The 24,698-nt window shown below is 41.1% G+C and carries 17 protein-coding genes; 7 read left to right on the top strand and 10 right to left on the bottom strand.

Annotated elements, in window-relative coordinates; all coding sequences use genetic code 11:
- Nucleotide 1: 1 nt before the first annotated feature.
- Nucleotides 2–757, top strand: a complete 756-nt coding sequence (gene eutC / locus FHW89_RS03425) for an ethanolamine ammonia-lyase subunit EutC (RefSeq protein ID WP_172333593.1) — start codon at nucleotides 2–4, stop codon at nucleotides 755–757.
- 117 nt (nucleotides 758–874) lie between these two features.
- On the opposite strand, the gene FHW89_RS03420 is transcribed toward eutC, so the two are convergent.
- The 10 genes from FHW89_RS03420 to FHW89_RS03375 all read right to left on the bottom strand — a co-directional run bounded on the left by FHW89_RS03420 (nucleotide 875) and on the right by FHW89_RS03375 (nucleotide 12,281).
- A complete protein-coding gene (locus tag FHW89_RS03420; protein WP_172333592.1) occupies nucleotides 875–1,396 on the bottom strand; it encodes a DUF4251 domain-containing protein in 522 nt (173 codons plus the stop codon).
- A 140-nt stretch (nucleotides 1,397–1,536) separates the two neighbouring features.
- The gene (locus FHW89_RS03415; protein ID WP_172333591.1) at nucleotides 1,537–2,148 is read right to left on the bottom strand and encodes a YdeI family protein; all 612 of its coding nucleotides are present in this window, start codon (nucleotides 2,146–2,148) and stop codon (nucleotides 1,537–1,539) included.
- A gap of 115 nt (nucleotides 2,149–2,263) precedes the next feature.
- Entirely contained in the window at nucleotides 2,264–4,147 is a 1,884-nt protein-coding gene (htpG, locus tag FHW89_RS03410) for a molecular chaperone HtpG (protein WP_172333590.1), read from the bottom strand.
- A 451-nt stretch (nucleotides 4,148–4,598) separates the two neighbouring features.
- Nucleotides 4,599–5,177, bottom strand: a complete 579-nt coding sequence (locus FHW89_RS03405) for a thioredoxin family protein (RefSeq protein WP_172333589.1) — start codon at nucleotides 5,175–5,177, stop codon at nucleotides 4,599–4,601.
- A gap of 10 nt (nucleotides 5,178–5,187) precedes the next feature.
- Entirely contained in the window at nucleotides 5,188–5,766 is a 579-nt protein-coding gene (locus tag FHW89_RS03400; protein WP_172333588.1) for an NADPH-dependent FMN reductase, read from the bottom strand.
- 131 nt (nucleotides 5,767–5,897) lie between these two features.
- Nucleotides 5,898–7,109, bottom strand: a complete 1,212-nt coding sequence (locus FHW89_RS03395) for an MFS transporter (protein WP_253952146.1) — start codon at nucleotides 7,107–7,109, stop codon at nucleotides 5,898–5,900.
- A gap of 149 nt (nucleotides 7,110–7,258) precedes the next feature.
- Nucleotides 7,259–7,735 (bottom strand): GNAT family N-acetyltransferase, encoded by a 477-nt coding sequence (locus FHW89_RS03390; RefSeq protein WP_253952145.1) that lies wholly within the window; start codon nucleotides 7,733–7,735, stop codon nucleotides 7,259–7,261.
- Nucleotides 7,736–7,863: 128 nt separating this feature from the next.
- On the bottom strand, nucleotides 7,864–9,270 hold the full coding sequence (locus FHW89_RS03385; protein WP_172333586.1) for a PLP-dependent aminotransferase family protein: 1,407 nt from the start codon (nucleotides 9,268–9,270) through the stop codon (nucleotides 7,864–7,866).
- Between the two features lie 316 nt (nucleotides 9,271–9,586).
- Nucleotides 9,587–10,936, bottom strand: a complete 1,350-nt coding sequence (locus FHW89_RS03380) for a PAS domain-containing sensor histidine kinase (RefSeq protein WP_172333585.1) — start codon at nucleotides 10,934–10,936, stop codon at nucleotides 9,587–9,589.
- A complete protein-coding gene (locus tag FHW89_RS03375; protein WP_172333584.1) occupies nucleotides 10,926–12,281 on the bottom strand; it encodes a sigma-54 dependent transcriptional regulator in 1,356 nt (451 codons plus the stop codon). The genes FHW89_RS03380 and FHW89_RS03375 overlap by 11 nt, the downstream gene beginning before the upstream one ends.
- A 339-nt stretch (nucleotides 12,282–12,620) precedes the next feature.
- On the opposite strand from FHW89_RS03375, the gene FHW89_RS29090 reads away from it, so the two are divergent.
- From FHW89_RS29090 to FHW89_RS03345, 6 genes are all read left to right on the top strand, one after another.
- The gene (locus FHW89_RS29090) at nucleotides 12,621–13,874 is read left to right on the top strand and encodes an HlyD family efflux transporter periplasmic adaptor subunit (RefSeq protein WP_172333583.1); all 1,254 of its coding nucleotides are present in this window, start codon (nucleotides 12,621–12,623) and stop codon (nucleotides 13,872–13,874) included.
- Nucleotides 13,875–13,993: 119 nt separating this feature from the next.
- On the top strand, nucleotides 13,994–14,671 hold the full coding sequence (locus FHW89_RS03365; RefSeq protein WP_172333582.1) for an ABC transporter ATP-binding protein: 678 nt from the start codon (nucleotides 13,994–13,996) through the stop codon (nucleotides 14,669–14,671).
- 221 nt (nucleotides 14,672–14,892) lie between these two features.
- Nucleotides 14,893–17,322: an ABC transporter permease gene (locus tag FHW89_RS03360; protein WP_172333581.1), complete on the top strand. Its 2,430-nt coding sequence runs from the start codon at nucleotides 14,893–14,895 to the stop codon at nucleotides 17,320–17,322.
- A 53-nt stretch (nucleotides 17,323–17,375) separates the two neighbouring features.
- Complete coding sequence (locus FHW89_RS03355) at nucleotides 17,376–19,775, top strand: ABC transporter permease (RefSeq protein WP_172333580.1); 2,400 nt, start codon at nucleotides 17,376–17,378, stop codon at nucleotides 19,773–19,775.
- A 24-nt stretch (nucleotides 19,776–19,799) separates the two neighbouring features.
- Nucleotides 19,800–22,166, top strand: a complete 2,367-nt coding sequence (locus FHW89_RS03350) for an ABC transporter permease (protein WP_172333579.1) — start codon at nucleotides 19,800–19,802, stop codon at nucleotides 22,164–22,166.
- A 76-nt stretch (nucleotides 22,167–22,242) separates the two neighbouring features.
- Nucleotides 22,243–24,603, top strand: a complete 2,361-nt coding sequence (locus FHW89_RS03345) for an ABC transporter permease (RefSeq protein ID WP_172333578.1) — start codon at nucleotides 22,243–22,245, stop codon at nucleotides 24,601–24,603.
- Nucleotides 24,604–24,698 lie beyond the last annotated feature (95 nt).

The following is a 24,698-nucleotide window of genomic DNA, read 5'->3' as shown; positions in this document are numbered from 1 at the left end:
CATGAAAAGGAATGTCCCTCAGGAGATACAGTCATTAAGGGCACTGAAAGAGTTTACCACGGCAAGGATAGCTATCGGCAGGGTGGGTACCAGTATTCCTTTAAAACAGTTCTTAGAGTTTAAACTGGCTCACGCTCATGCACGCGATGCTGTATATTCTGAATTAGATATCAGTAGTTTAACGGATTTACTTAAATTGTTTACTTTGCCAGTTTTACACTTGCAAAGTAAGGTGAGCTACCGGGAACAATATCTGCAAAGGCCAGATATGGGGCGAAGGTTAAACGATGAATCCATTCAACTGCTTAAGGAATATCATAGCGAAACAGATATCGCTATTATTATAGCGGACGGCTTATCGGCAACTGCTGTTAATCAAAATTCCCTGGGGTTATTGCAAATACTCATACCACAGCTAACAGCGGCAGGTTTTAAGTTGGCTCCCATTAGCCTGGTTGAACAGGGGCGTGTTGCCATTGGTGATGATATTGGTCATGGACTAAATGCAAAACTATCCATGGTATTGATAGGCGAGCGGCCAGGGCTTAGTTCGGCAGACAGCCTTGGCGTTTATCTCACATACAGCCCTAAACCCGGTCTTACAGATGAAACACGTAATTGTGTATCTAACATCAGACCTGGCGGTTTATCCTATGCAAAGGCAACAAAAAAAATATTCTACCTCATTAATGAGGCTTTCAAACGGAAATCATCCGGCGTAATGCTTAAGGATAATGCAGGCCTACTGGAAAGCTGAGAAAGCAAAGAGCTTAAGATTTTAAACCTTAAGCTTCTGATTATATGTTATATTTAACTAACTCTCTGTATATTAGCACAAAGGAATGCTTTGAGCATTTTTACTTTCCTCTTTTTGCTACTTTCCCCGTTTTTCTATAGTGCCATTAAAAGAGATCGGATCGCGGTTACTGCTGGTAACTTGCAATGAAGCATAACCATCGGAAGAAATGTCAAGTCTTAAGGTTTGCACGTCGCGCCAGTCGCTGATATTTTTGTCCTTACCTGTTGGCTTTATAACAACGGCCCAGCCACCTTTTTTACCTGGTTTTGAGGTGTAAGTAAAATGGGTATTGGTAAATTTAATACCACCTTCTGTAGCGTTGTATGGAGCAGTATAGGCTCTGCCAAAGTATGGTAAGAATGCGGATATGGTATCTTTAGATACGGTTAGATCATAATCAGAGGTTAATGATCTGCTTATGCCCCGCATAGGCATTACGTAATTGGCCTTAAATACATAGTTTTGAGCCTCCACCAGGGTTTTTATGGCCAAAGCACGAGCGGCCTTTTTGTCTTTACTGGTACTTTGAGCATTAGCTATATTTATACCGATAAAAGTCAATAAAAGCAACACTGATATATTCTTTAATAGTTTCATAGTTAAGTATTTATTCGTTAGACAATAAAGTGATACTTAGGTTTAATTACTATTAAAGTTAAGCATTATTTAAATAACAAAACCACCCGTTTCTGTGGATGGCTTGCAAATTTGATGACCTTGTTTTTTATCGATCGGACTTACTTTTCATACTGCCAAAACCTGCCTTTTCCTTCGGCTATCCATTCTAAGGACTGTTCTATTCTTTTTTGTCTTGTGGCTTCAGTTTTTGCATCTGTTATCCAAACTAAATAGTCCTTGCGAAAAGAGGGAGATTTATTTTCAAAAATTTCTTTTACCAATGGATTAGCTATAAGTACTTTATTAAAATAATCAGGCACTTCAATTACTTTTGGTTTTTCAGATACAGGTTTCGCTTTTTTTACACCATTTTCATTTAAAACCATAGCTTCTTTGATATAAGCTACCAATGCTTCCTTGGCTGGCAGGTCTGATAAAGATTTTATCTTATCCATATATCCCATCTTTTGGCCTGCCTTTACGCTCTCTATTATTCTTTTATCACTCATCAACTCCGCTTTATAAAGGCTGAAAGAACAATGGTGCTTATAACCAGCGAGTATGCACATCATATCGCCCTTGTAATCAAAATGTGGATTCCCCCATTTAATGATTTCCTCAACCTCAGGACATGTTTCGTGAATTATCTGCCGTAAATACGTCATGATCGGCCTGGCAAAATCGGCAGATTTTGCGATATACTCATCAAACTGGGGATTAAATTTTGACATTTTAACGCGTTTTATTAATTGATTGATAACTGTTTAAATCAAATCTAAAAAATAATTAAAAATAAAAAGCCACCCGTTTTGTACGGGTGGCTTTTTATTTTTAATTATCTCGAAACTATATCAAATTAACGCTACGGTTAACAAATTCGGTAAGCTCAGCACCTGTTAATAAGCCTTGAGATAGCAGGGCCAGATCAAATGCTTGTTTTGACAATTGGGCTCTAACTTCTTCATTCTCTTCCTGTAATATACGACCGATCAGTTTATGATTACCGTTTACAATTACTTTATAATTATCAGGCATATTACCATAAAAACTCATACCGCCACCCATTGCAGCCATATCTTTCATCCGGCGCATAAACTCGTCCATGGTAACAGTAACAGGCAATTCATCTGGATTAAGACTTTCTATTTGAACATTATAGGCTGGTTTATTGATGGCTTTATTAAAGATGTCTTTTACCAGGGTTGATTGTTCTTCGGTCAAAACTGTTTCCGGCGCATCGTCTTTTTTGATCAGCTTATCCGCAACATCAGCATCAACACGTTTGAGTGACGTTTTTTCCAGTTTTTGCTCTAATTGACTAATGAAGTGATTATCGATAGGAGAGTTCATCACCAGTACATCGTAACCTTTTTTACCAGCAGATTGGATAAAAGCATCCTGTTTAGCAGGGTCATTGGTGTAAATATAAACCAGCTGACTATCCTTGTCGGTTTGAACAGCTTCAACCTTATCTTTATATTCTGGTAAGGTGAAGTTTTCGTTTTTAGTATTGGTTACCAAAACAAAATCTTTGGCTTTATCATAGAATTTGTCTTCGCTAACCATACCGTATTTTACGAACAAGCCAATATCTGCCCATTTTTCTTCATATGCTTTACGATCGGCTTTAAATAGTTCTGACAATTTATCAGCTACTTTCTTAGTGATATAGCTGTTGATCTTTTTAACGTTGCTATCGGCTTGTAAAAAGCTGCGGGATACGTTCAACGGGATATCAGGCGAATCGATAACACCATGCAGCAGCATCAGGAACTCAGGCACAATGTCTTTAACCTCATCGGTAATAAATACCTGGCGGCTGAATAATTTGATTTTGTTTTTTTGTACTTCAAAATCATTTTTCAGTTTAGGAAAATACAATACGCCGGTCAGATTAAAAGGATAATCTACATTGAGGTGGATCCAGAACAGCGGGTCTTCGCTAAATGGGTAAAGCGTTTTGTAGAAGTTAAGGTAATCCTCATCTTTTAATTCTGACGGTGCTTTTGTCCAGATAGGATTGGTTTCATTGATGATGTTATCATGCTGAACCTCAATGTATTTTGGTTTGCCTTCTTCATCAACACCATCATCTTCACGATCAGTTTTGGTGCCAAATTTAATAGGTACAGGTAAAAATTTACAGTATTTATCCAGTATTTCCTGAAGCTTGTGCTCGCTTAAAAACTCTTCAGATTCGCTGTTGATGTATAGGGTAATTTCGGTACCACGTTCTTCCAGTACGCCTTCGCCAATCTCAAACTCGGTGCTGCCATCGCAAACCCAGTAAGCAGGTTCGGCACCATCCTGGTATGAAAGTGTTTGAATTTCAACCTTATCCGCAACCATGAAAGCTGAGTAGAAACCTAAACCAAAACGACCGATGATCTCATTGGCATCCTTGGCCTCTTTAAATTTCTCCATAAACTCAGTAGCGCCTGAAAATGCGATCTGGTTGATGTATTTCTTGATCTCTTCGGCGGTCATACCCAGGCCGTTATCAGATATAGTGATCGTTTTCTTATCCTTATCAAAAGCCACTTCAACACGCAGATCACCCAGTTCGCCATTGTATTGGCCCAGGGAAGCCAGGCGTTTGATCTTTTGGGTAGCATCTACCGCGTTGGATACCAATTCGCGCAGAAATATCTCATTATCAGAGTAAAGGAATTTTTTAATGATCGGAAAAATGTTCTCGGTGTGAATCGAAATGCTGCCTTTTTCTTGCATAATATTTTTGTATGATTGATTTAATATGATTTTCAATGGGGAACTATCAATGCCTGTTCCAAAGAACGGGATATTGTCAAATTGGCAGTAAGATTTTTAAGATATGATGCCTTGAAATTATTGAAATTTTGCACCATGAGACTTTTTAAACCTTTGATTTTAACAAATTTCAACCCAAAAACGGGTCAAAAAGGTGCCCGTTTTGCCCATTTTAACTAAATTTTAACGCCATTTTAACACTTTTTAACAAATTTTTGACGGGTTTTGAAAACTTTAAAAAGTATTAAATATTTGATAAAATAATGAAATAAAAATCCGTGGGGTTTCGGCTGGTTTTTGTTATTTACTAAACAGCCCGGCTCTCTTTTATTCAGAGAGAGCCGGGCGGCTAATGATATTCATATACGAAATTTCCGGGGCACTGTCAAATGCCAGTTAAGATTACCAGTTACTAATTTGTACCTGCTGGCTTTGCAGCCGGAGCAGGTTGATTAAGCGCAAAACGTTTGCCTATAACGGCCAATTCAGCATCACTTAATTTGGAGGTTGACTTTAACAGTTCAACAAAATAGGCTACTTCGCTTTCACTGGCTGGGCAGCCTACATTATCACCATAAGTATCCAGTGAAGCCCCTTTTGGCCGCACCTGGCTATCGCCCAAAACTTTTCCTTTTTCATCCAGGATCAACCAAAATGGTAAGCCGGCTTTTTCACCATGAAATTTTGTTAGCGCTTCTGTTGATCCGGGGTTTTCCAGGTTTTTCTTAGCGGGTTGTTCCAGTACATCCAATGTAGCTATCACATAGTTGTTATCGATCATTTGTTTGCAGGATGGGTCGTTCAGCGAAGCTTCCATTTTTTTGCACCAGCCGCACCACGAGGCATGGAATATCAGCATTACCTTTTTATGCTCTTTGGCAGCCTGCGTATAAGCTTGTTTTAATACCGCATCGGCAGATGGATTAGCAGTTTGCGCTCGGCTGCTCAAGCCAATCGCCAGTGCAAAGAATAACAAAATGATCTTTTTCATGGGGCTAAATCTATTGAAGTGAATTTGTTACTAAAGTTAAAAAATTATGCATCAATATATTTAAGCTTTCTTCGGTCTCCTGATGAATGATCTGGCCTTCCGCGTTTATTTTGGAGCGGATAAAGGAAATAAGCAACGCAGCACCATCAACAACATGACTATTAAGCGCGCCCAATGTAAGCAGGAGCGAGGCGTGGGCATGTTCGCCACCCAGGGAGGCGGTGATGAGGGCTACCGGCTTTTCGACCAGCGAACTGCTGGATACCAGCCAATCCAGCATGTTTTTAAGCTGACCGGGCACACCAAATGCGTATTCCGGGGTGCAGATAATCAAGCCATCGGCATTGGTTAAAAGCCCGCGTAAACGCACTACAGCATCCGGAGGAGTATCGTTATCCAAACCGGGATCAAATGGCGGTATCAGCGCCAGCTCATCGTATATGATGTAATTGATATCAGTTGGAACCTGCGTACCCAGGTATTTCAGGATATGATGGTTGGATGAGCCGGAACGCAGGCTGCCGGATATGGCAAGAAGCCGTATTCCCCTTAAATTAAGCGTAGCGGTTGTCTGAGCTTTTTTATTCATTATGGCATTCAAAGGTGCAATTCCAATTATGTTCATAAGCCGGATTTGCAATTCAAATATAGCTGTTCTTTTTATAGCGGCAGAAGATGAAGTAATAGCCATCTCCAGCTGATCGCTTAAGTTTTGTTTGTTTATTTTTCATTTTTAAAATTGCTTACAGCGATACCGGCCACAACTATAGCAACTATGCCGAATAACCGGAAAGTTTGGTTTAGCCCTATATTTACGATCAGGCTAAAAATCAGGCTTCCAAAGCCATAACCCATGAAAAGGAAGAAGGCGAACAAACCGGTGGCTGCACCTTTTTTGGGTGAAAGAGTTGTAATGATAGCCGCATATAAAGGCTGGGTTAGATCAAACCCTAAGGATAAAGTGGCGATAGCTATACAGGATATGGCCAGTGAATAATTTATACTCAGTGTTATTGCAGACAAGGCACCCACTAAAATTCCTATCGGGATAATTTTATTGCGTCCAAATTTATCGGCAAGCTTGCCAAGCATCGGCCCGAATAACAAGCCGGGTATTCCGTATCCTAATAAAGCCAGGCCGATCTCCCGTTCATGAAGGTTATAATTTTTGTAAAAGAAATAACCAGTCCAGGCGAAAACCCCGCTGTGAAACATGCCATTAAACAGCACAAACAGGTAAGTTCGCCAGCCCCGCGGTAAACAAAATATTTCTTTTGTAGACTGGTACATCATCCGGAAGCCGCCGGCATGTTTAGTGTTTCTCTGTAAAAAATGTTTAGCGTTAGCTATCAACACCAATAATATACAAGCGCCTACCGTTGCTGCTACCCAAAACATCATCTGCCAGCCTAAGCGGGCGGTTAGCAGCGCTCCCGCACTGGAGCCAAAAGCCATTCCCCCGGCCATAAATCCGAAGAGAATCCCCAAAGCGTGCCCCCGTTTGGCATAGGGGAAATTATCACCTATCCATCCAATGGTAATTGGAGCCACACCACCGGCGCCTAAACCCGTTAATAAGCGAAGTATGATCATCTGCGTGATGGAATGGCAAAAGCCCGTGCACGCGGTTAACACGATAAAACAGGTTAATGAAAACAGGATGATTGGAAAGCGGCCATATTTATCTGATAAGGGCGCGTAAACCAGGGTAACAAAGCCATATCCCAATAAATAGGCAGGCTCAATAAAACTTACGTGACGAACGGATACGTGAAACAACATGGCCAATTTGGGTAAAATCGGCGCGACCATAAATCCCTGGAAAAAGATGATGAAAGTACCCAGTGATAAAATAATGACCAGGAACATGGGTGGTGCAATAATATCTGTAACTGACGGTGGATTGGCAGTTAACGGTTGATCTGATTTCATTTTTGATATATTTTGATGAGGAGATAAGCCACAGTTTTCCATACACGTGATCTTGCATTCAGGGATGATAAAAAACGTTTTGCTTTTACCGATATAAAAGGCATGACGAAAACTGCTGAGTGTTTTTAAGGGAGAGCGATACTTGCTGATCAATAACCAGATTGCTTTATCAGACAAACAGAGGGCAATGGGAGTTCATCCAGCCTGTATTCTTCATTTTGTTTGATAAAACCCTGGGATTCAAAAAAGCTGATGAAGGGATTTTCTGCATATTCATTGATCCAGGTTGCTTGGTAGGACTTGCAAACGGATAAGCATTTATCAAATAATGATTGACAGATGGCGGGCTCAGTGTATGCCGTAAGTATACCAAAATCAGCAATCCGGATAACACGGTTCTGTACTATAGCTTTTGGCTTTTCTCCTTTGGACGTAATCCGTGCAAAGCCTGCTGGTTTATCATTGGCATAAACCACCAACCATTGATTAGACATGCTGTTGACTTCAACCATCAACGCCTTTTCACTAAAGTTTTCTGAAAGATAATTCTCTATTTGTTCTGGTGGGAGCAGGGGCGAAAATTTTTCCCGGGCGATAGTTTGGGTGAGGTATAATAACGTATCCATGCCTTGTTGGGTAGCGATGGTAAATTTGGTTATGATTACTGAATTCATTTTGACATTTTATGGTGTCAAAACTAAAAGCAATGCCACTATCGATACAGATACAGATTACGTAAAAATAACCAGTACAGTTATACTGATATAGCTTCACCTAAAAGTTCCAATGCTTTGACTTTTAGGGAAGAATATTGATCTGCGAATACAATTCTGAAATTATTTGGAAACATGCCTGAAAAAGAAAAAGTATAACCCGGCGTAAATTTAATGCCTATTCGCTCGCACTGATGGTAAAAATTATGCATATCCATATGAGAGGGCATCTTTACCCATAAATTGTAACCACCAGAAGGCGGTACAATAAATGTACCTTTAGGAAAATGCGCCGATAGAAGGTTGATGGTAAAGTGTGCGTTTTTTGCCAATCGTGTTCTGAACGCGCGGATATGGCGGTCATAACTGTTTGTTTCTAATAAACGATTGACGGTTTCCTGATAGACCGGTGAAACGGTACTACCCATTGAAAATTTAATTTGCTCGGCCCGCTTCAGAAACTTGCCTGTCGATAACCAACCTAAACGGATGCCCGGGGCGAGCGTTTTGGCATATGATGAGTAGGTGATAACCAATCCGCTTTCATCATAACTTTTGAGCGTAGACGGGCGCTTACCGCTAAAGTTTAAATCGCCATAAATGTCATTTTCAATAGCGGCAATATCGTATTGCTGTATTACATTAACGAGTTCTTTTTTAAGCTCATCAGCAAGCAATAGGCCTGTAGGATTATGAAAATTGGGCGTAATGACAACCGCTTTTATTTTGTTTTTCTGGCAGGCCTTTTTTAAAAAATCGACATCAAAACCATTCACCAGATCAACCGGTACTTCGATCACCTTAAGGTTAAGTACCCTGATCACCTCCAGTATAGAAAAAACGCAGGGACTTTCTACCGCAACTATATCACCCGCATTACATACTGCCGACAGGGCAATATAAAGCGCCTGCAATGCGCCATCGGTAATCAATAATTCCTTTGGATTGATCCGTGTCTGGTACCCGGCAGCATGTTTTATAATGTTGGTCTTTAAATCTTCGGAACCATTGGTAGGATAATATCTTAGCAGGCCCGCGCCTTTTTCCCGTATCACTTGCTGCATGGTTCTCAGCAATAGTTTTTGCGATATCATCAGATCGCCAGGTGTTGCTACATTAAATTCTGCTATTTTTTTTTCGCCCCGGGATGCGGTTATGAGTTCCATATTTCTTTCAAAAATGGCATCTCTGACTACGGGATTATCTTGCAATGTGTTTTTTTGCTTTGGATTTGAAGGCGTTGCTACATAATAGCCAGACTTGGGAATGCTGGTTACTAAACCCAGTATGATTAAGTACTCATAACCATTTTGAATAGTGCTAATGCTGGTATGATATTGTTTTTTTAAGTGGCGTACAGAAGGAAGTTTATGACCCGGCTTATAAATTTCATCGCGGATATTCTTCTCAATATCGGAAGTGAATGCCTCAAATTTATAGGTTTTCATATACTGTACTGCCTCTATTTATAAAAAGATATTCTGTATCAAAGGTAATAGTTGCTTTTTAAATGAGGCAAATAAAGGGTAAAAGTATGTGCATGGTGCTTCCCATATATAGGAGGGGGATACAATTTGGTTGAAAATTTCCGCAAACCCCATAGGGGTTAAAGCTTTGTAGAAAAAAGTTGATTCCAATTTAGTGCCGTAGGTACTGTACTCCTGTTGCATACCTACGGCATGCTAAATACATATTTTTTGTTTTCTACAAAGCTTTTACTCCTGCGGAGTATCCTCAACTTGATGATATTTGAAGTCGGGGGCCCTACGGTATAAACTGCAAAATAAATGATGATCCCTTACCTTCGGTTGATTGTACCTGTATGTTACCCTTGTGTAGCAGCATGATCTGTTTGCATAAGCTGAGACCAATACCACTGCCGGTTTTACGGGTACTGAAGAAAGGTATAAAAATCTTATCGAGTAATTCAGGGGGCATACCTAAACCGTTGTCGGTTACTTTTACGAGGGTTTTGCTGTTGTTCTGTAACTCTCCTGATAGTATTAAGCGCGGCTCCTCGCGGTCTTTTACAGCTTCTATGGCATTTACCAGCAGGTTGATCATTACCTGCTCTATGAGGTTAATATCGGCCTGTATGGCCAGGGTAGGATCGCGCAGGATGATCTCCAGTTCGATATGTTTTTTCTCCAACGTTGGCCGCATCAGGCTGGCCAGGTTTTCGAACAGATCGCGCACCAGGATCTTATTCAGATCGAGCTTGGTGATCTTGTTAAGGCTGCGATAGCTTTCGGTAAATTTGAGCAAGCCCTCGCTGCGTCTTTTGATGGTATCGATACCCAGTTCCAGATCTTCCAGTTCGCTGCTTTGAATGGCCCCGGTGATCTCTGGACTTTGCAATCTGTTTTTTAACGTATCGGCTAAGGATGATATAGGGGCAACCGAATTCATGATCTCATGGGTCATTACGTTGAGCAATTTCGACCATGCTTTTGATTCGGTTTCATCCAGCGCCTCGCTTACGTTCTGAAAGGCTATCAGCTTATATAGTATATCATCGCTGCGCATAACACTGGCCGTGATGAGCATTTTTACCAATTGCTGGTTGCGGGTCATGGTGATGATCTTACTATCGCCGGGCTTTACTTTAATCAATTCCAGATACAAGGCCGGATCTCGTTTTTCAAGCGAGTGCACAGTTTTAAGATAGGGGATACCTATAAGGTTCTTAAAGGCCTCATTGATCCAGCTGATGTTGCCTGTTTCTTCCTCGAATGAGAGGATGCCTGTATCAACCAATTCCAGGATCTTTTGCAGATAGTGATACTGGGTTTCGCGCTCGCGGCTGATGAGTTTAAAGGTAGTATTGATATCATTGAAACCTTTACGCAGCGGTTTCAATTCATTAGGTGCCCGGCGAACGTCAAAATGCCGTGAAAAATCGCGGTAATGTATCGATTCCACAAACTGGTTTACCTCATCCTGCGCTTTTTTCTGAAAACGGATCATTTCAATAACCGCGTATACGATAAGCGGTACAAAAATTACCAGGTAAAGTGGTTTACCGCTAACAATAACAAAGGCGGCGGCAACCAGCGCCAGGAACATCAGGAATACGCGCAGCAACAGCCGCCATTCATATCGGTTAAATATCATATTTGCTTAATCTGCGGTATAGGGCTGTGCGGGTTAATCCCAATTCTTTTGCGGCCCGTGTTATGTTGCCATTGTGTTTTTCAATAACCCTTAGTATGGCATTCTTCTCCAAAGTACTCAGCTGGATATTGTCGTCATCAATAACAGTTTCAGGTGCTGTTTCCAGAATCGAAAATATCAGGTCGTCTGGCCGCAATATGTTTTCGTCGGCCATGATCACTGCCCGCTCAATGGTGTATTGCAGCTCGCGTACGTTGCCCGGATAATTGTATGATTTTAATTTTTGTAAAGCTGCGGCATCAAAATCTACCGAAGGTTTAAGGTATTTACCGGCATACAATTTAGCAAAGTGGCGGGCCAATATGGTAATATCTTCATTACGCCTGCGTAACGGCGGCATATTGATCTCGACGGTATTGATACGGTAGATCAAATCCTTCCGGAAGCGGTTCTCATTAGCCAGTTCCTGCATGGGTACGTTGGTAGCGCAGATTAACCTGATGTCAATATCAACAGCTTTATTAGTACCCAGGCGTGTTACCTGCCGGTTTTGCAGTACGGTAAGCAGCTTTGCCTGTTGCTGCAGGCTAATGTTACCTATCTCATCCAGGAACAGGGTACCGCCCTGCGCGTCTTCAAAACGACCGGTACGATCTTCCCGGGCATCTGTAAAAGCACCTTTTTTATGACCAAAAAGCTCACTCTCGAACAAAGTATCGGTGAGGGCACCCACATCCACTTTGATAAATGGTTTATCTGCACGCAGCGAACGCTCGTGTATGGCTTTGGCCATTAGATCTTTGCCGGTTCCGTTCTCGCCCAGCAGCAGGATATTGGCATCTGTAGGGGCAATTTTATTCACCTTGTAAAAAATATCCTGCATCACTTCCGATTCGCCCAGGATGGAAGTATCACCGGCGGTGCTTTTTACAGCGGTTTTGGTAGTTTTTACGCCCTCTTTTTTATCCAGGAGTTCTTTTATGGTGGTGATTAATTTTTCGTTGTGCCAAGGCTTCACAATAAAATCGTTGGCACCTTCTTTTAAGGAACGTACCGCCAGGTCAATATCGCCATAAGCGGTAATCATGATCACACATACATTGGGTTTCCAATCCTTTACCTTGCGTAACCAATATAAACCCTCATTACCTGTATTTATAGCGCTGTTAAAATTCATATCCAGCAACACCAGGTCAACCTCATTGCGCTGCAGCAACCAGTTTAAATTTTCCGGGTTTTTCTCGGTAATTACTTCCTGAGCCTCTGTTTTTAGTAAAAGCTTAACAGCGGTAAGCACGTCCGGATCGTCGTCGACAATTAAAATAGTAGCCTTTTTTAGTATCATGTTTTTGCGTTGTTCATTAGTTCACGGATTCAATTGTTCATTGTGCCGTTGCTTATATTGACAAATATAACAGACTATTGCTACCAACGAACTAATGAGCCAATGAACTACTGAACTAAATTGCTTAAATTTCATACCAGTTATTATAATACAAGTATTAAACTGTAAATCAATAATGAAGGATTACGGCAAAATCAACCCACTGTATCATAACCGGACACTTGCTGTAACAGAAGCGTACGCTTTAATTGGCTATTTACTGTTTAATGAACTGAATTACAGTAATTTAATTTGTGGCATATCTTTTTGTTATGACTTATCAAAATATAATAAACTACAGTGGACAGAAAAATTGAAAAGAAGACCTGGAACAATAAGCGAATACTCACAATTGCGGGCATAACAGGCCTTGCTTTATTGATAGGAGGGGTTATTTATGGTACATCGGGTAAAAGTAAGCTTGATGTAGATACCGAACGTATAACTATTAGTACCATTACCAAAGGCCCATTTCAGGAATTTATTCCGGTTAATGGGGTAGTGATGCCGCTAACCACCATATATCTTGATGCAACAGAAGGCGGGGTAGTAGAACAGAAATATGTTGAAGACGGTGCTAACTTGAAAAAGGGCGATCCAATTTTAAAACTTTCCAATACCGATCTGGAACTGAGCCTGGCTAACCAGGAAACTGCTGTATATGCCGAGCAAACCCAGATGCAGATATCGCATAATAACGCTCAGCAAAATACTATTACTAAGCTAAATACTATGGCTGATGTAGAGAACGCCTACAAAGAAGCCGAAAGGGTATATAAGCTGGACAAACATCTTTACGATCAAAAAGCTATCGGTTTGCAACAATATCAATCTGATAAAAACATGTACGATTATCAGGTTAACCGTTATAAATTAGCCAAGAAAATATTATCGCAGGATACGGCACTGGTTAAACAACAGGCATCGCAATCACAGGAACAATATGCGCACATGAAAACCACATTGGAGCTGATGCGTAAAAAAGTAGCAAGCCTTACTTTAAGAGCCCCTGTTGATGGTCAGCTCACCTCTATGGATGCGGAAGTTGGTCAGAATAAGAAGCAAGGTGAGCACCTGGGACAGATTGATGTTCAGTCGGGATTTAAGGCAAGGGTTGATATTGACGAGCATTACCTTTCACGTGTGTATACCGGTTTAAAAGGTGATTTTCAGTTTGCTGATAAAACTTATAATCTGGTGATCAAAAAGGTTTTTACCACCATAACTGCCGGCAGGTTCCAGGTTGATATGCAATTTGTAGGTACAGTGCCAAAAGGTATCAGGAAAGGCCAAACACTACAGGTAAGACTGGCTTTAAGCGATGAGACCACAGCTGTATTATTACCTAAAGGTGGCTTTTACCAGCAAACCGGCGGTAACTGGATATTTAAAGTAAGTGAGGACGGTACAAAAGCATATAAGGTAGATATACACCTTGACAGACAAAGCCCGGATTACTTTGTGGTAACCGATGGCCTGAAACCTGGCGATAAGGTAATTACCTCAAGCTATGAAACTTATGGCGATATACAAGAGCTGGTATTGAAAAAATAAATAGGTATAACTGCAACGAAAAGCAGTTCAAAAACATCATATATAAAACTAATTAACTTAACGAAACATAAAAAAATAAATCTATCTGCCATGTGGCAGAAATGATGCAGGAGGCACCAATGATAAAAATTACTAATCTTGAGAAATTCTACCGTACCGAAGAGGTAGAGACCATAGCTTTAAATAAGCTATCGATTGAAATTGCTACCGGCGAATTTGTGGCCATTATGGGTCCATCCGGTTGCGGTAAATCAACATTGCTTAATATTTTAGGCATGTTGGATGATCCGGATGCTGGCAGCTATATTTTTAACGATATCGAGGTAGCTCATTTTACTGAACGTAAACGTGCCGACCTACGCAAACACAATATTGGCTTTGTATTCCAGAGCTTTAACCTGATCGACGAATTAACCGTATTTGAAAACGTTGAACTGCCATTAATATACACCGGCGTGGCATCGGCCGATAGGGTAAAAAGGGTGGAAGAGGTGTTGGATAAAATGCAGATCATGCATCGTCGCAATCACTATCCGCAGCAGTTATCAGGTGGTCAGCAACAGCGTGTGGCTATTGCCCGCGCGGTAGTTAACAAGCCTAAATTAATACTAGCGGATGAGCCCACCGGTAACCTGGACAGCAGCAACGGTAACGATGTAATGGAACTGCTTACCGATCTTAACGAACAGGGAACCACCATTATCATGGTTACACACTCTGAGCACGATGCCCGTTATAGCCACCGTATCATTCGCCTGCTTGACGGTCAAAGCGTTATGGAAAACATAATGGTTTAAGCCAAGCCTTATCACAAGCCTAAAAATAGTTTATATAAGTTAGTAAGTGCCTCGCTTCCCTTCCCCTAATGGGGAGGGGATAGCCTGAGTTTTATGTTTTGATTCCACAGGGATAGTTCAAAATATCCTTCAATTTTTAAGAAAGCATGAAATAAGCCTTTGGTTTTTAAGAAGATAGGGAAATGGTGTTTTATAATGGTAAATATTTAACGCTTAAGTAAATGATCAAAAATTATATAAAAACAGCTTTCCGCGGTCTTCAAAAAAACAAAGGGTTTACTGCTATTAATATCCTGGGCTTAGCTTTAGGATTGGCAACCTGCCTGCTCATCATATTATACGTAATTGATGAATTGAGCTACGACCGGTATAACACCCAGGCCAGCAGAATTTTCCGGGTAAATGAAGATCTTAAACTGGGCGACAACAGCGTACAATATGCTGTATGTATGCCGCCCCTGGCCAAAACCCTAAAAGCAGAATATCCCTACGTTGAAAATGCTGTCCGCTTAAAGAATGCCGGTAGTTGGCACGTTAAAAAAGGCAATTCCACTATACTGGAGAATAGACTGGCTTATGCCGATCCTTCATTGTTTGCTATTTTTACCTTACCGATGATCAACGGAAGCCCGTCATCGGCCCTTACCGAACCCAACAGCGTTGTAATTACCGAAACTACAGCCAAAAAATATTTTAACAGCATTAATGTTGTAGGCCAAACACTGCTGTTAAATGATAATACCCCGTTTAAAGTTACCGGTGTAATTCGTGATGTACCGAAGCAGTCGCATTTTAATTTTGATTTCTTCATTTCCATGTCTACCTGGCCAGATAGTCGTTCCAATGAATGGTTGCGAAGCGACTATAATACTTATGTTTTATTAAAAGACCGTACCGACGCCAAAAAATTGGAAGCCAGTTTTCCGGCATTATTAAAGAAATTCAGTGGCGCCCAAATGCAGGCTCAGGTAAATATGAGCATTGAAGCTTTTGAAAAAAGTGGTAGTTTTTTCAAAATGAACCTCATTCCCTTGACTGATATTCACCTAAAATCTAATCTGAGCGGTGAGTTAAGTCCAAATAGCACTACGCAATACATCTATATATTTTCGGCAATAGCCATTTTTATTCTTTTAATAGCCTGTGTAAACTTCATGAATCTTTCTACCGCGCGTTCGTCAAACCGGGCACGTGAGGTTGGGGTGCGTAAAGTTTTAGGCTCTGATCGTAAACAGTTAATCGCCCAGTTTTTAACCGAATCGGTACTGGTTACATTTGTAGCAACCCTGTTAGCGTTCGTAGCGGCTTTGTTTTTATTGCCGGTGTTCAATCAGTTATCAGGTAAAGAATTGCTCATTAACGGCCAGTCATTGGTGTGGATAGTTCCGTCGTTATTACTCATCTCTTTAATTGTAGGTGGAATTGCAGGCTCATATCCTGCTTTTTACCTGTCGGCATTTCAACCGGTTGAAGTTTTAAAAGGCAAATTAGCTACTGGGTTTAAAGGCAGCGGGCTCAGGAGTTTCCTGGTGGTATTTCAATTCTCCATATCTATTTTTCTGATCATTGGTACGTTGGTGATCTATAACCAGCTGAATTACATTCAAACAAAAAACCTAGGCTACAACCGTAACCAGGTACTCATTGTTCAAAACGTTTTTGAACTTAACCGGCAGGCCAAAACGTTTAAACAGGAGGTAAAAGAAATTCCAGGTGTTATTAATGCTACTATGACAGGCTTTCTGCCTACTTCCAACTGGAAAAACACCTCGATCTATTATAAAGATGCCACCCTTGATCAAAAAAAATCGCTATTCCCGCAAAGCTGGGAAATTGACGAGGATTATATCAAAACACTTGACATGAAGATGGTGTTAGGACGCAGCTTCTCCAAGGATATGCCTACCGATTCTAACGGCATTATACTGAATGAGTCGGCCGCTAAGTTTCTGGGGCTTAATGATGGGATAAACAAAACCCTGTATAGAAGCCAGGGGGGCAAACATTCGTTAGATAATGTAAAGCAATATCATATAGTTGGGATAGTAAAGGATTTTAATTTCAATTCCCTGCGCGAAAGCGTTAGCCCGGTTGTGATGACGCTTGCCGAAAATACCGGGGCCTTAAGTATCAGGGTTGATACAAAAAACCTGCCGGCGTTGCTATCCCAAATAAAAGACAGATGGAAGGAACTATCACCTAATGTGCAGGTCAACTACTCATTCATGGATCAGGAGTTTGATGCTTCGTACCGTATGGAGCGGCGTACCGGGCAAATATTTATCGTATTTACCTCGTTGGCTATAATCATTGCCTGTTTGGGCTTATTCGGCCTGGCCGCGTATGCTGCCGAGCAGCGCACCAAAGAAATAGGGATACGCAAGGTATTGGGCGCCAGTGTATCGGCTATTGCAGGCATGCTGTCTAAAGATTTTATTAAGCTCGTATTCATTTCTATTGTAATAGCCTCGCCCATAGCGTGGTACCTGATGAATAAATGGTTACAGGAGTTTGCTTACAGAATAAATATTCAATGGTGGGTTTTGGTACTGGCTGGTGTAGCGGCTTTACTTATCGCTGTTGTTACCGTAAGTTTTCAATCGATCAAGGCTGCAATCGCCAATCCGGTTGAGAGCTTGAAAAATGAATAAAGGAACTGGAAGCAGAGAGCGATTTAGCGTTTAAAATTTGAATTTCAATTATTATGATCAAAAATTTTATAAAAATAGCCTGGCGTAATCTTATTACCAATAAACTTTTCACCTCGCTTAATATGGTGGGATTGGCCATTGGTATGTGCGTTTGTATAACACTGTTTGCCTGCATTTCTTACGAGTTGAGTTTTGACCGTATGTATAAAAACTCGAAAAATGTTTACCGGGTGAATATGCAAACAACTGCTCAATATAACTATAAGGTTTGGGCAGAGTTACCCAACTCCGTCGGCCCGGCTATAGTTCAAAACATTCCACAGGTTAAAAGTATGGCCAGGTTGGTTAAACATGATTTTGGCGCGTCGGTATCACTGAAAACAGGGGATAAAAATTTTGCCGAAAAAGGTTTATACCTGGCCGATTCAACGGTATTTAACCTCTTTGATATGAAGTTTGTTGAGGGTAATGCGCAAAACGCTTTTGCCCAGCCAAAATCTATTGTGCTTTCACAATCGGCCAAACAAAGGTTGTATGGGTCTGAGTCTGCCTTCGGAAAGATCATTTATGTAAATAATAGCGATACACTACATGTATCTGGCGTTTACGCCGATTTGCCCGCTAATAGTACCATCGATTGTGATATGATCTATAATATTAAGGATTCATGGATGGGAAAAAATGTATACTGGAGCAATGCCAGTTACGAAACCTATTGCCTGCTGCAACCCGGCGCTAATGTTGCCAAGGTGCAGGCATCTGCCACCGGGCTTATTGATAAGAATGTAAAAAAGGAAAATAAATATTTTACCAATTTTATATTCCAGCCTTTGGCCGATATCCATCTTTACTCGGCTGATATACGTGATGGTTACTCCGGCAGGATAGGCAGTATCAGTACCGTAAAATCGCTGATATTTTTATCACTGCTGGTATTGATAATTGCCTGTATCAACTACATGAACCTGGCTACGGCCCGTTCGCAAAAACGCTCAAAGGGAATAGGTGTTAATAAAGTATTAGGTGCCGATAAACGTCACTTGCTGCTGCTTTTTTATACCGAAACTGCCTTGCTCTCGCTTATGGCTATCTTCGTGGGCTATTTGCTTGCTTTGGTTGTAAAACCCTGGTTCCAAAACATTACCGGTATTGAGTTGAGTTCATCGGCATTTTTAGAGCCACAGATTTTGTTGGGTTTGGTTGCAACCTGGGGTTTTGTAACGTTGGTAGCCGGCAGCTATCCCGCATTTTCGCTGTCGCGCATTTCACCGCTGGTGCTCATGAACAAATTGAAATTGAAAAACTCCTTTGCAAATCTCATCCGCCGGGGGTTGGTGGTATTTCAGTTTGCATCATCTATTATTTTAATCATCTCGGTTATTGTTATACTTCAGCAGATCCGGTATATCAGGAGCCGGGATCTTGGTTATAATCCAAACGGTATTATCGCAATTAATGTAAAATCGGCCCAAAATCAACAACAACTAACGGCATTAATGAATGATTTGAGAGGCATGGCGGCTGTTGAAAGCTTTTCGGCTGTTCAGTCTGTTCCAGGCGATGTAGAAAGTGGCCGAAGTGTTCGGAAACTGATTACCGACAAGGAAGGCCTGCCTGTAAAAACCTGCCATACCGATGGTTCCATAGTGAAAACTATGCAATTAAAACTACTTGCGGGCAGTTCACTTCCCCAAACATTAGCCGAAGGAGATACCTCTTGTTATGTGCTGATCAATGAAGCTGTTATGAAATATCTTGGCTTCAAATCGCCCCAGGATGCTGTTGGAAAACCGATAGATACGGAGATGTTAGACAAATCTATCATCAGTGGTGTGGTAAAGGACTTCAATTATCAATCACTTAAAGCCGAGATAGGGGGCTATGTATATTACGAAATGAACAAAGCACCAGAATCATTAAGAACACTGCTTATCAGGTATAACACCAAAGATCTGCCGCGTTTTATGCAGCAGTTACAGGGTAGTTTTAAAACCAATATGCCCAACTCAAGCTTTGATTACGAATTTCTGGACAGCCATATTCAAAGCTTATATGTTTCTGAACAGCACACCGCCCAAACCGTAACGGTATTTTCATTACTGGCCATATTGGTAGCTTGTCTTGGTTTGTTTGGATTAGCTGCATTTATTGCGGAGCAACGGACAAAGGAGATCGGTATCCGCAAAGTACTTGGAGCAAGCGTATCTGGAATTACCAGCTTATTAACCAAAGATTTTTTAAAACCGGTATTAATATCATTTTTAATAGCCTCGCCCATAGCCTGGTACCTGATGAATAAATGGCTGCAGGATTTTGCTTATCGCATCAATATCCAGTGGTGGGTTTTGGTACTGGCTGGTTTAACTGCCTTGTTTATCGCGGTTATTACCATCAGTTTTCAATCGATCAAGGCCGCGGTTGCTAATCCTGTTGATAGCCTCAAAAACGAATAGAATAGTAGATTTAAGTTAAAACCCATGTTAAGAAATTACTTTAAAATAGCCTGGCGAAGTTTAGTGAAGAATAAACTATACTCGGCTATTAATATTGGTGGATTAGGCGCGGGGATGGCCGTAAGCTTCATACTGCTGATATATGTATACAATGAAGTTACGTTTGACAGTTTTCACGAGAAGAAGGACAGGATATACAAGGTAATGAAAAATCAGCCGATCGATAACGGAATCGGTACCGGCGATGCAACACCCGTACAGCTTGCCGGCGTATTACAAAAAGATTACCCGGAAATAGAAACCACCGCACGTACCAATTGGGCTTACGATCAATTGTTTAACTATAACAATAAGCCGCTCAAGTTTAACGTGATGTCGGCCGATGCTTCTTACCTGGATATATTTACGCTTAATTTTGTGAAGGGTAACAAGCGGGATGCATTTAAAGATATATCGTCGGTGATTATGACCGAATCGGCCGTGAAAGCTCTGTTTGGCGATAAAGACCCGATGGGGCAAACAGTAAAGTTAAATGGCACCCAACTGGTAAAAGTGAGCGCGGTAATAAAAGACCTGCCTCAAAATTCAACCTTCCGGTTTAAAGCGCTTATATCCTGGAAACTTTTTGAAAGTACACAACCCTGGGTCAAAAATTCAGGCTGGGGAAATTATTCCTTTATGACCTATGTACTGGTTAAACCGGGTGTAGATGCTGATGCACTCAGCGGTAAAATAAAAAAGCTTGTAGCCCGCTATAATGCAGATAATAAGGAGAATAAATTGTTTTTATTCCCCTTTACTAGCTGGCATTTGCACAGCGATTTCAAGAATGGGGTAAATACCGGCGGCAGTATTGAATATGTACGCCTCTTTTTGCTATTAGCCATAGGGATCTTACTGATAGCCTGCATCAATTTCATGAATCTTTCAACCGCACGCTCTGAACGCCGCTCGCGCGAAGTGGGTATCCGCAAAGTTGTGGGGGCAAGACGCGCCGCTATCATACAGCAATTTTTAGGCGAATCCATACTTACAGCTTTCCTTGCTTTTGTATTCGCGCTTTTGCTGATGTCGGCTCTATTACCATCGTTCAACGAACTTATCGGCAGGCAGTTAACTATACCGTACACTAATTACTGGGCATGGGTTGCAGCCATAGCCGTAACCCTGGTAACTGGCTTGCTGGCAGGTAGTTATCCGGCTCTGTTTTTGTCGTCATTTAAACCTGTAAAAGTACTAAAAGGTGTAAATAGTACCGGCAAAACAATATGGCACACCCGGCAGATATTGGTGATAACACAATTTGTATTTGCTACCTGTTTGATCATTTCAAGCATCCTGATCTATAAGCAGATCAGCTTTATCAAAAACAGGCCGGTTGGCTATTTACAGCAGGGGCTGGTAGAGTTTGACCTGGAAGGTAATATGATCAAACAGTTTGATAACTTCAGGAGAGATGCCATCAGTTCGGGTGCAATAACAGATGCCGCGGCTACATCGGGTAGTATTGCCCACACTAATGGCAATACCTGGGGCGTAACATGGCCCGGACAGCTTGCCGGCGAGGATAAGATACCTATTGACCAGATAGCTGTATCCTATCATTTTACATCAACCTTTGGCTTGCATGTTTTACAGGGAAGGGATTTTGATGAAAGCCGCACTGGCGATACATCAACGCTAATGCTTAACGAAGCGGCTGTGAAAATGATGCGGTTAAAACAGCCATTAGGCCAAATTGTAAAATGGCAGGGAAAACAATGCACGGTAATAGGCGTGGTTAAAAATTTTGTTTGGGCATCACCTTATGAACCGGTAAAACCCGTAATCATTGGGTTTGATAAAAGCTGGGCTGGGCAAGTGGGTATGCGTTTAAACCCCAAGGCTCCTGTATCACAAAGTCTTGCAAAACTGGAAGCGATATATAAAAAATATAATCCAGAGTACCCATTTCAATACAAATTTGTTGACGAAAGCTTTAATGGGAAATTTCAGACGGAAAAATTACTGGGCACGCTATCAACTTCGTTCACCATACTGGCTATCGTGATATCGTGTTTAGGTTTGTTCGGACTTGCATCATTCGCAGCCGAACAGCGTAAGAAGGAAATAAGTATCCGCAAGGTGTTAGGCGCGAGTATCAGCCACCTTTGGTTCAGTCTGTCAAAAGAATTCCTTCAATTGGTTATTATTTCGTTTGTGATTGGTTCGGCTATCAGCTGGTATTACATGAATCGCTGGTTGGCCCATTATACTTACCGCACAGATGTAAGCTGGTGGGTATTTATAGCCACCATAAGTATAAGCATAGTTGTGTGTATGCTTACAGTAAGCTGGCAGGCTATAAAAGCAGCTTTGAGCAACCCGGTGAAAAGCTTGAAGAATGAGTAGAGGGGCTAAAAGCAGAAAGCTATTTAGAATTTATTTTTTAGATAAATAGAGTTTAGAAATTAGAATTTCAATCATTATGATCAAGAACTTCATAAAAATAGCCTGGCGGAATTTATTACGCCATAAATCATTTTCGCTGATAAACATAGCTGGTTTGGCGATTGGCATGGCAAGTGCTGCCCTCATTTTATTTTGGATCCAGAATGAAGTGAGCTACGATCAGTTCCACGCCAATAAATCGCGATTATATCTGGCTTATAACCGTGCGGTTTTTGATGGTAAACTTTGGTGCTGGCCAACCACACCTAAGGTAATGGCTAAAACCCTAAAGCAGGAATATCCGGGGGTAGAAGATGTGGCCAGAACTACATCAGCTAACTTTTTGTTTACCGTAGGCGATAAACACTTAAATGTTCCTGGTTATTTTACTGATCCGGGTTTCCTGACCATGTTTAGCTTTCCTTTGTTAAAAGGTAATTCAAAAACGGCGCTAAATACAATAAGTTCTATCGTGATCACTGAGCAGCTTTCCAAAAAACTGTTTGGCAATGAGAATGCCATCGGCAAAACAGTTAGAATTGATAGTGTTGACAATTTTACGGTTACCGCCGTTATGAAAGCACTGCCCAATAATACTCGTTTTAATTTTGAATACCTGATACCCTGGAGCTACCTGATAAAAACAGAGCATGAGGATGAGAAAAATTGGGGTAACAATTCAGTACAAACCTGGGTGCTGACTAAGCCTAATGTTACTGAAACAGCGTTGAATAAACAGGTTTTAAATATCACCAGATCACACTCCGACCAAAAAGACGATGATGTATTTATGCATCCAGCCAGCAAATGGCGGTTATACTCAGAATTTGAAAATGGCAAAGTGGTTGGTGGCCGTATCAATACGGTAAAGTTATTTGGGGTGATAGCCATGTTTATTTTACTCATTGCTTGCATTAACTTCATGAATTTGAGTACGGCACGCAGTGAGCGGCGGGCCCGGGAAGTAGGTATACGGAAAGTGGTTGGCGCTCAAAAAGGTTCGCTCATAGGCCAGTTCCTTGGCGAATCTATATTACTGGCCTTTATTGCCGGTATAGTAGCCCTCATTATAGTACAGATCAGCATTTCTGGTTTTAATCAATTAACAGATAAACAGCTGTTTATACCATTTGGCAATATTAGCTTTTGGCTTGTGTTTCTAATGTTTGTAGTGCTAACCGGTTCTATAGCGGGCAGTTATCCCGCTTTCTATTTATCATCATTTAGGCCGGTAAGTGTTTTAAAAGGCACGTTTAAGGCGGCCAACGCTTTAGTTACCCCGCGTAAACTACTGGTAGTTATACAGTTTACTTTTGCTATTGTGCTTATCATTTGTACCATTATTGTGCGTAACCAAATGCAGTATGCGCAGGATAGAGAATTAGGTTATAAAAAGGATAATCTGGTTTATACGATGATGATGGGTAGTATTGAAAAGAACTACAAATTGATCAGGAGCGAACTAATTAGCAGTGGGGCTGCTATGTCGGTAACCAAAACAAGTTCGCCTATTACGCAGCGCTGGAGTGACAGCTGGGGCTATGACTGGAAAGGAAAGGATCAGAGTCAGAAAATTGACTTTATTGTTTACAATACCGATGGCGATTTTGCGAAGACAATAGGTTTAAAAATTGTAGCAGGTCGGGATATTGATGTTGCTACTTATCCAACCGACTCAACAGCAATGGTGCTGAATGAAGCAGCCGCCAAGGTTATGGGATTTAAAAATCCAATAGGTCAGATCGTGAAAAACGGCGATAACCGTAATTGGCATATTATCGGTGTGGTCAAAGATTTTATCATCGAATCGCCGTATGAACCTGTTAGGCCAATGCTTGTACAGGGCCCAAAATCATGGTTTAATGTGATACACTATAAATTAAACCCAGCAAATAGTACTGCCGAAAACCTGAAACGTGCCGAAGGCGTGTTTAAAAAATACAATTCAGAATATCCCTTTGAGTATCATTTTGCCGACGATGAGTATGCCCGTAAGTTTAACGACGAAAAGCGAACAGGTACGTTGGCAACCTTATTTGCTGGCCTAACCATATTTATATCGTGCCTTGGTTTATTTGGCTTAGCGGCTTATATGGCCCAAAATCGTCAAAAGGAGATCAGTGTTCGCAAAGTTTTAGGCGCATCAGTTTCTAGTTTGACCACCTTGTTATCTAAAGATTTTTTAACGCTTGTGATCATTTCGTTTTTGATAGCATCACCCATAGCGTGGTATGGCATGCATGTTTGGTTACAAAACTATACCTACCGTATAAATATCCAGGTTTGGGTATTTATAGCTGCAGGTTTACTAACAATAATCATTGCTTTGGCAACAGTTAGTTTTCAATCAATAAAGGCCGCGTTGACTAACCCGATAAAAAGTTTAAGAAGCGAATAGGGGGAGTTGTGCTTTGAATTGTATGTTTTGTAGATAACGCATTTTAGAAAAGTGGGATTGAGTTTTAGTAAAGAATATTTTAATATTTCAAGATC

The sequence above is a fragment of the Mucilaginibacter sp. SG564 genome, from assembly GCF_013149275.1.
GTDB lineage: Bacteria > Bacteroidota > Bacteroidia > Sphingobacteriales > Sphingobacteriaceae > Mucilaginibacter.
The sequence above is the reverse complement of the archived record's forward strand: the minus strand, read 5'-3'. Positions and strand labels throughout refer to the sequence as shown.

Coding starts and splice junctions, on each gene's coding strand:
- FHW89_RS03360 (WP_172333581.1), top strand. CDS start 14,893: ATGATCAAAAATTATATAAAAACAGCTTTCCGCGGTCTTCAAAAAAAC.
- FHW89_RS03405 (WP_172333589.1), bottom strand. CDS start 5,177: ATGAAAAAGATCATTTTGTTATTCTTTGCACTGGCGATTGGCTTGAGC.
- FHW89_RS03400 (WP_172333588.1), bottom strand. CDS start 5,766: ATGAATAAAAAAGCTCAGACAACCGCTACGCTTAATTTAAGGGGAATA.
- FHW89_RS03355 (WP_172333580.1), top strand. CDS start 17,376: ATGATCAAAAATTTTATAAAAATAGCCTGGCGTAATCTTATTACCAAT.
- FHW89_RS03420 (WP_172333592.1), bottom strand. CDS start 1,396: ATGAAACTATTAAAGAATATATCAGTGTTGCTTTTATTGACTTTTATC.
- htpG (WP_172333590.1), bottom strand. CDS start 4,147: ATGCAAGAAAAAGGCAGCATTTCGATTCACACCGAGAACATTTTTCCG.
- FHW89_RS03395 (WP_253952146.1), bottom strand. CDS start 7,109: ATGAAATCAGATCAACCGTTAACTGCCAATCCACCGTCAGTTACAGAT.
- FHW89_RS03365 (WP_172333582.1), top strand. CDS start 13,994: ATGATAAAAATTACTAATCTTGAGAAATTCTACCGTACCGAAGAGGTA.
- FHW89_RS03350 (WP_172333579.1), top strand. CDS start 19,800: ATGTTAAGAAATTACTTTAAAATAGCCTGGCGAAGTTTAGTGAAGAAT.
- FHW89_RS03345 (WP_172333578.1), top strand. CDS start 22,243: ATGATCAAGAACTTCATAAAAATAGCCTGGCGGAATTTATTACGCCAT.
- eutC (WP_172333593.1), top strand. CDS start 2: ATGAAAAGGAATGTCCCTCAGGAGATACAGTCATTAAGGGCACTGAAA.
- FHW89_RS03375 (WP_172333584.1), bottom strand. CDS start 12,281: ATGATACTAAAAAAGGCTACTATTTTAATTGTCGACGACGATCCGGAC.
- FHW89_RS03385 (WP_172333586.1), bottom strand. CDS start 9,270: ATGAAAACCTATAAATTTGAGGCATTCACTTCCGATATTGAGAAGAAT.
- FHW89_RS03415 (WP_172333591.1), bottom strand. CDS start 2,148: ATGTCAAAATTTAATCCCCAGTTTGATGAGTATATCGCAAAATCTGCC.
- FHW89_RS03380 (WP_172333585.1), bottom strand. CDS start 10,936: ATGATATTTAACCGATATGAATGGCGGCTGTTGCTGCGCGTATTCCTG.
- FHW89_RS03390 (WP_253952145.1), bottom strand. CDS start 7,735: ATGGATACGTTATTATACCTCACCCAAACTATCGCCCGGGAAAAATTT.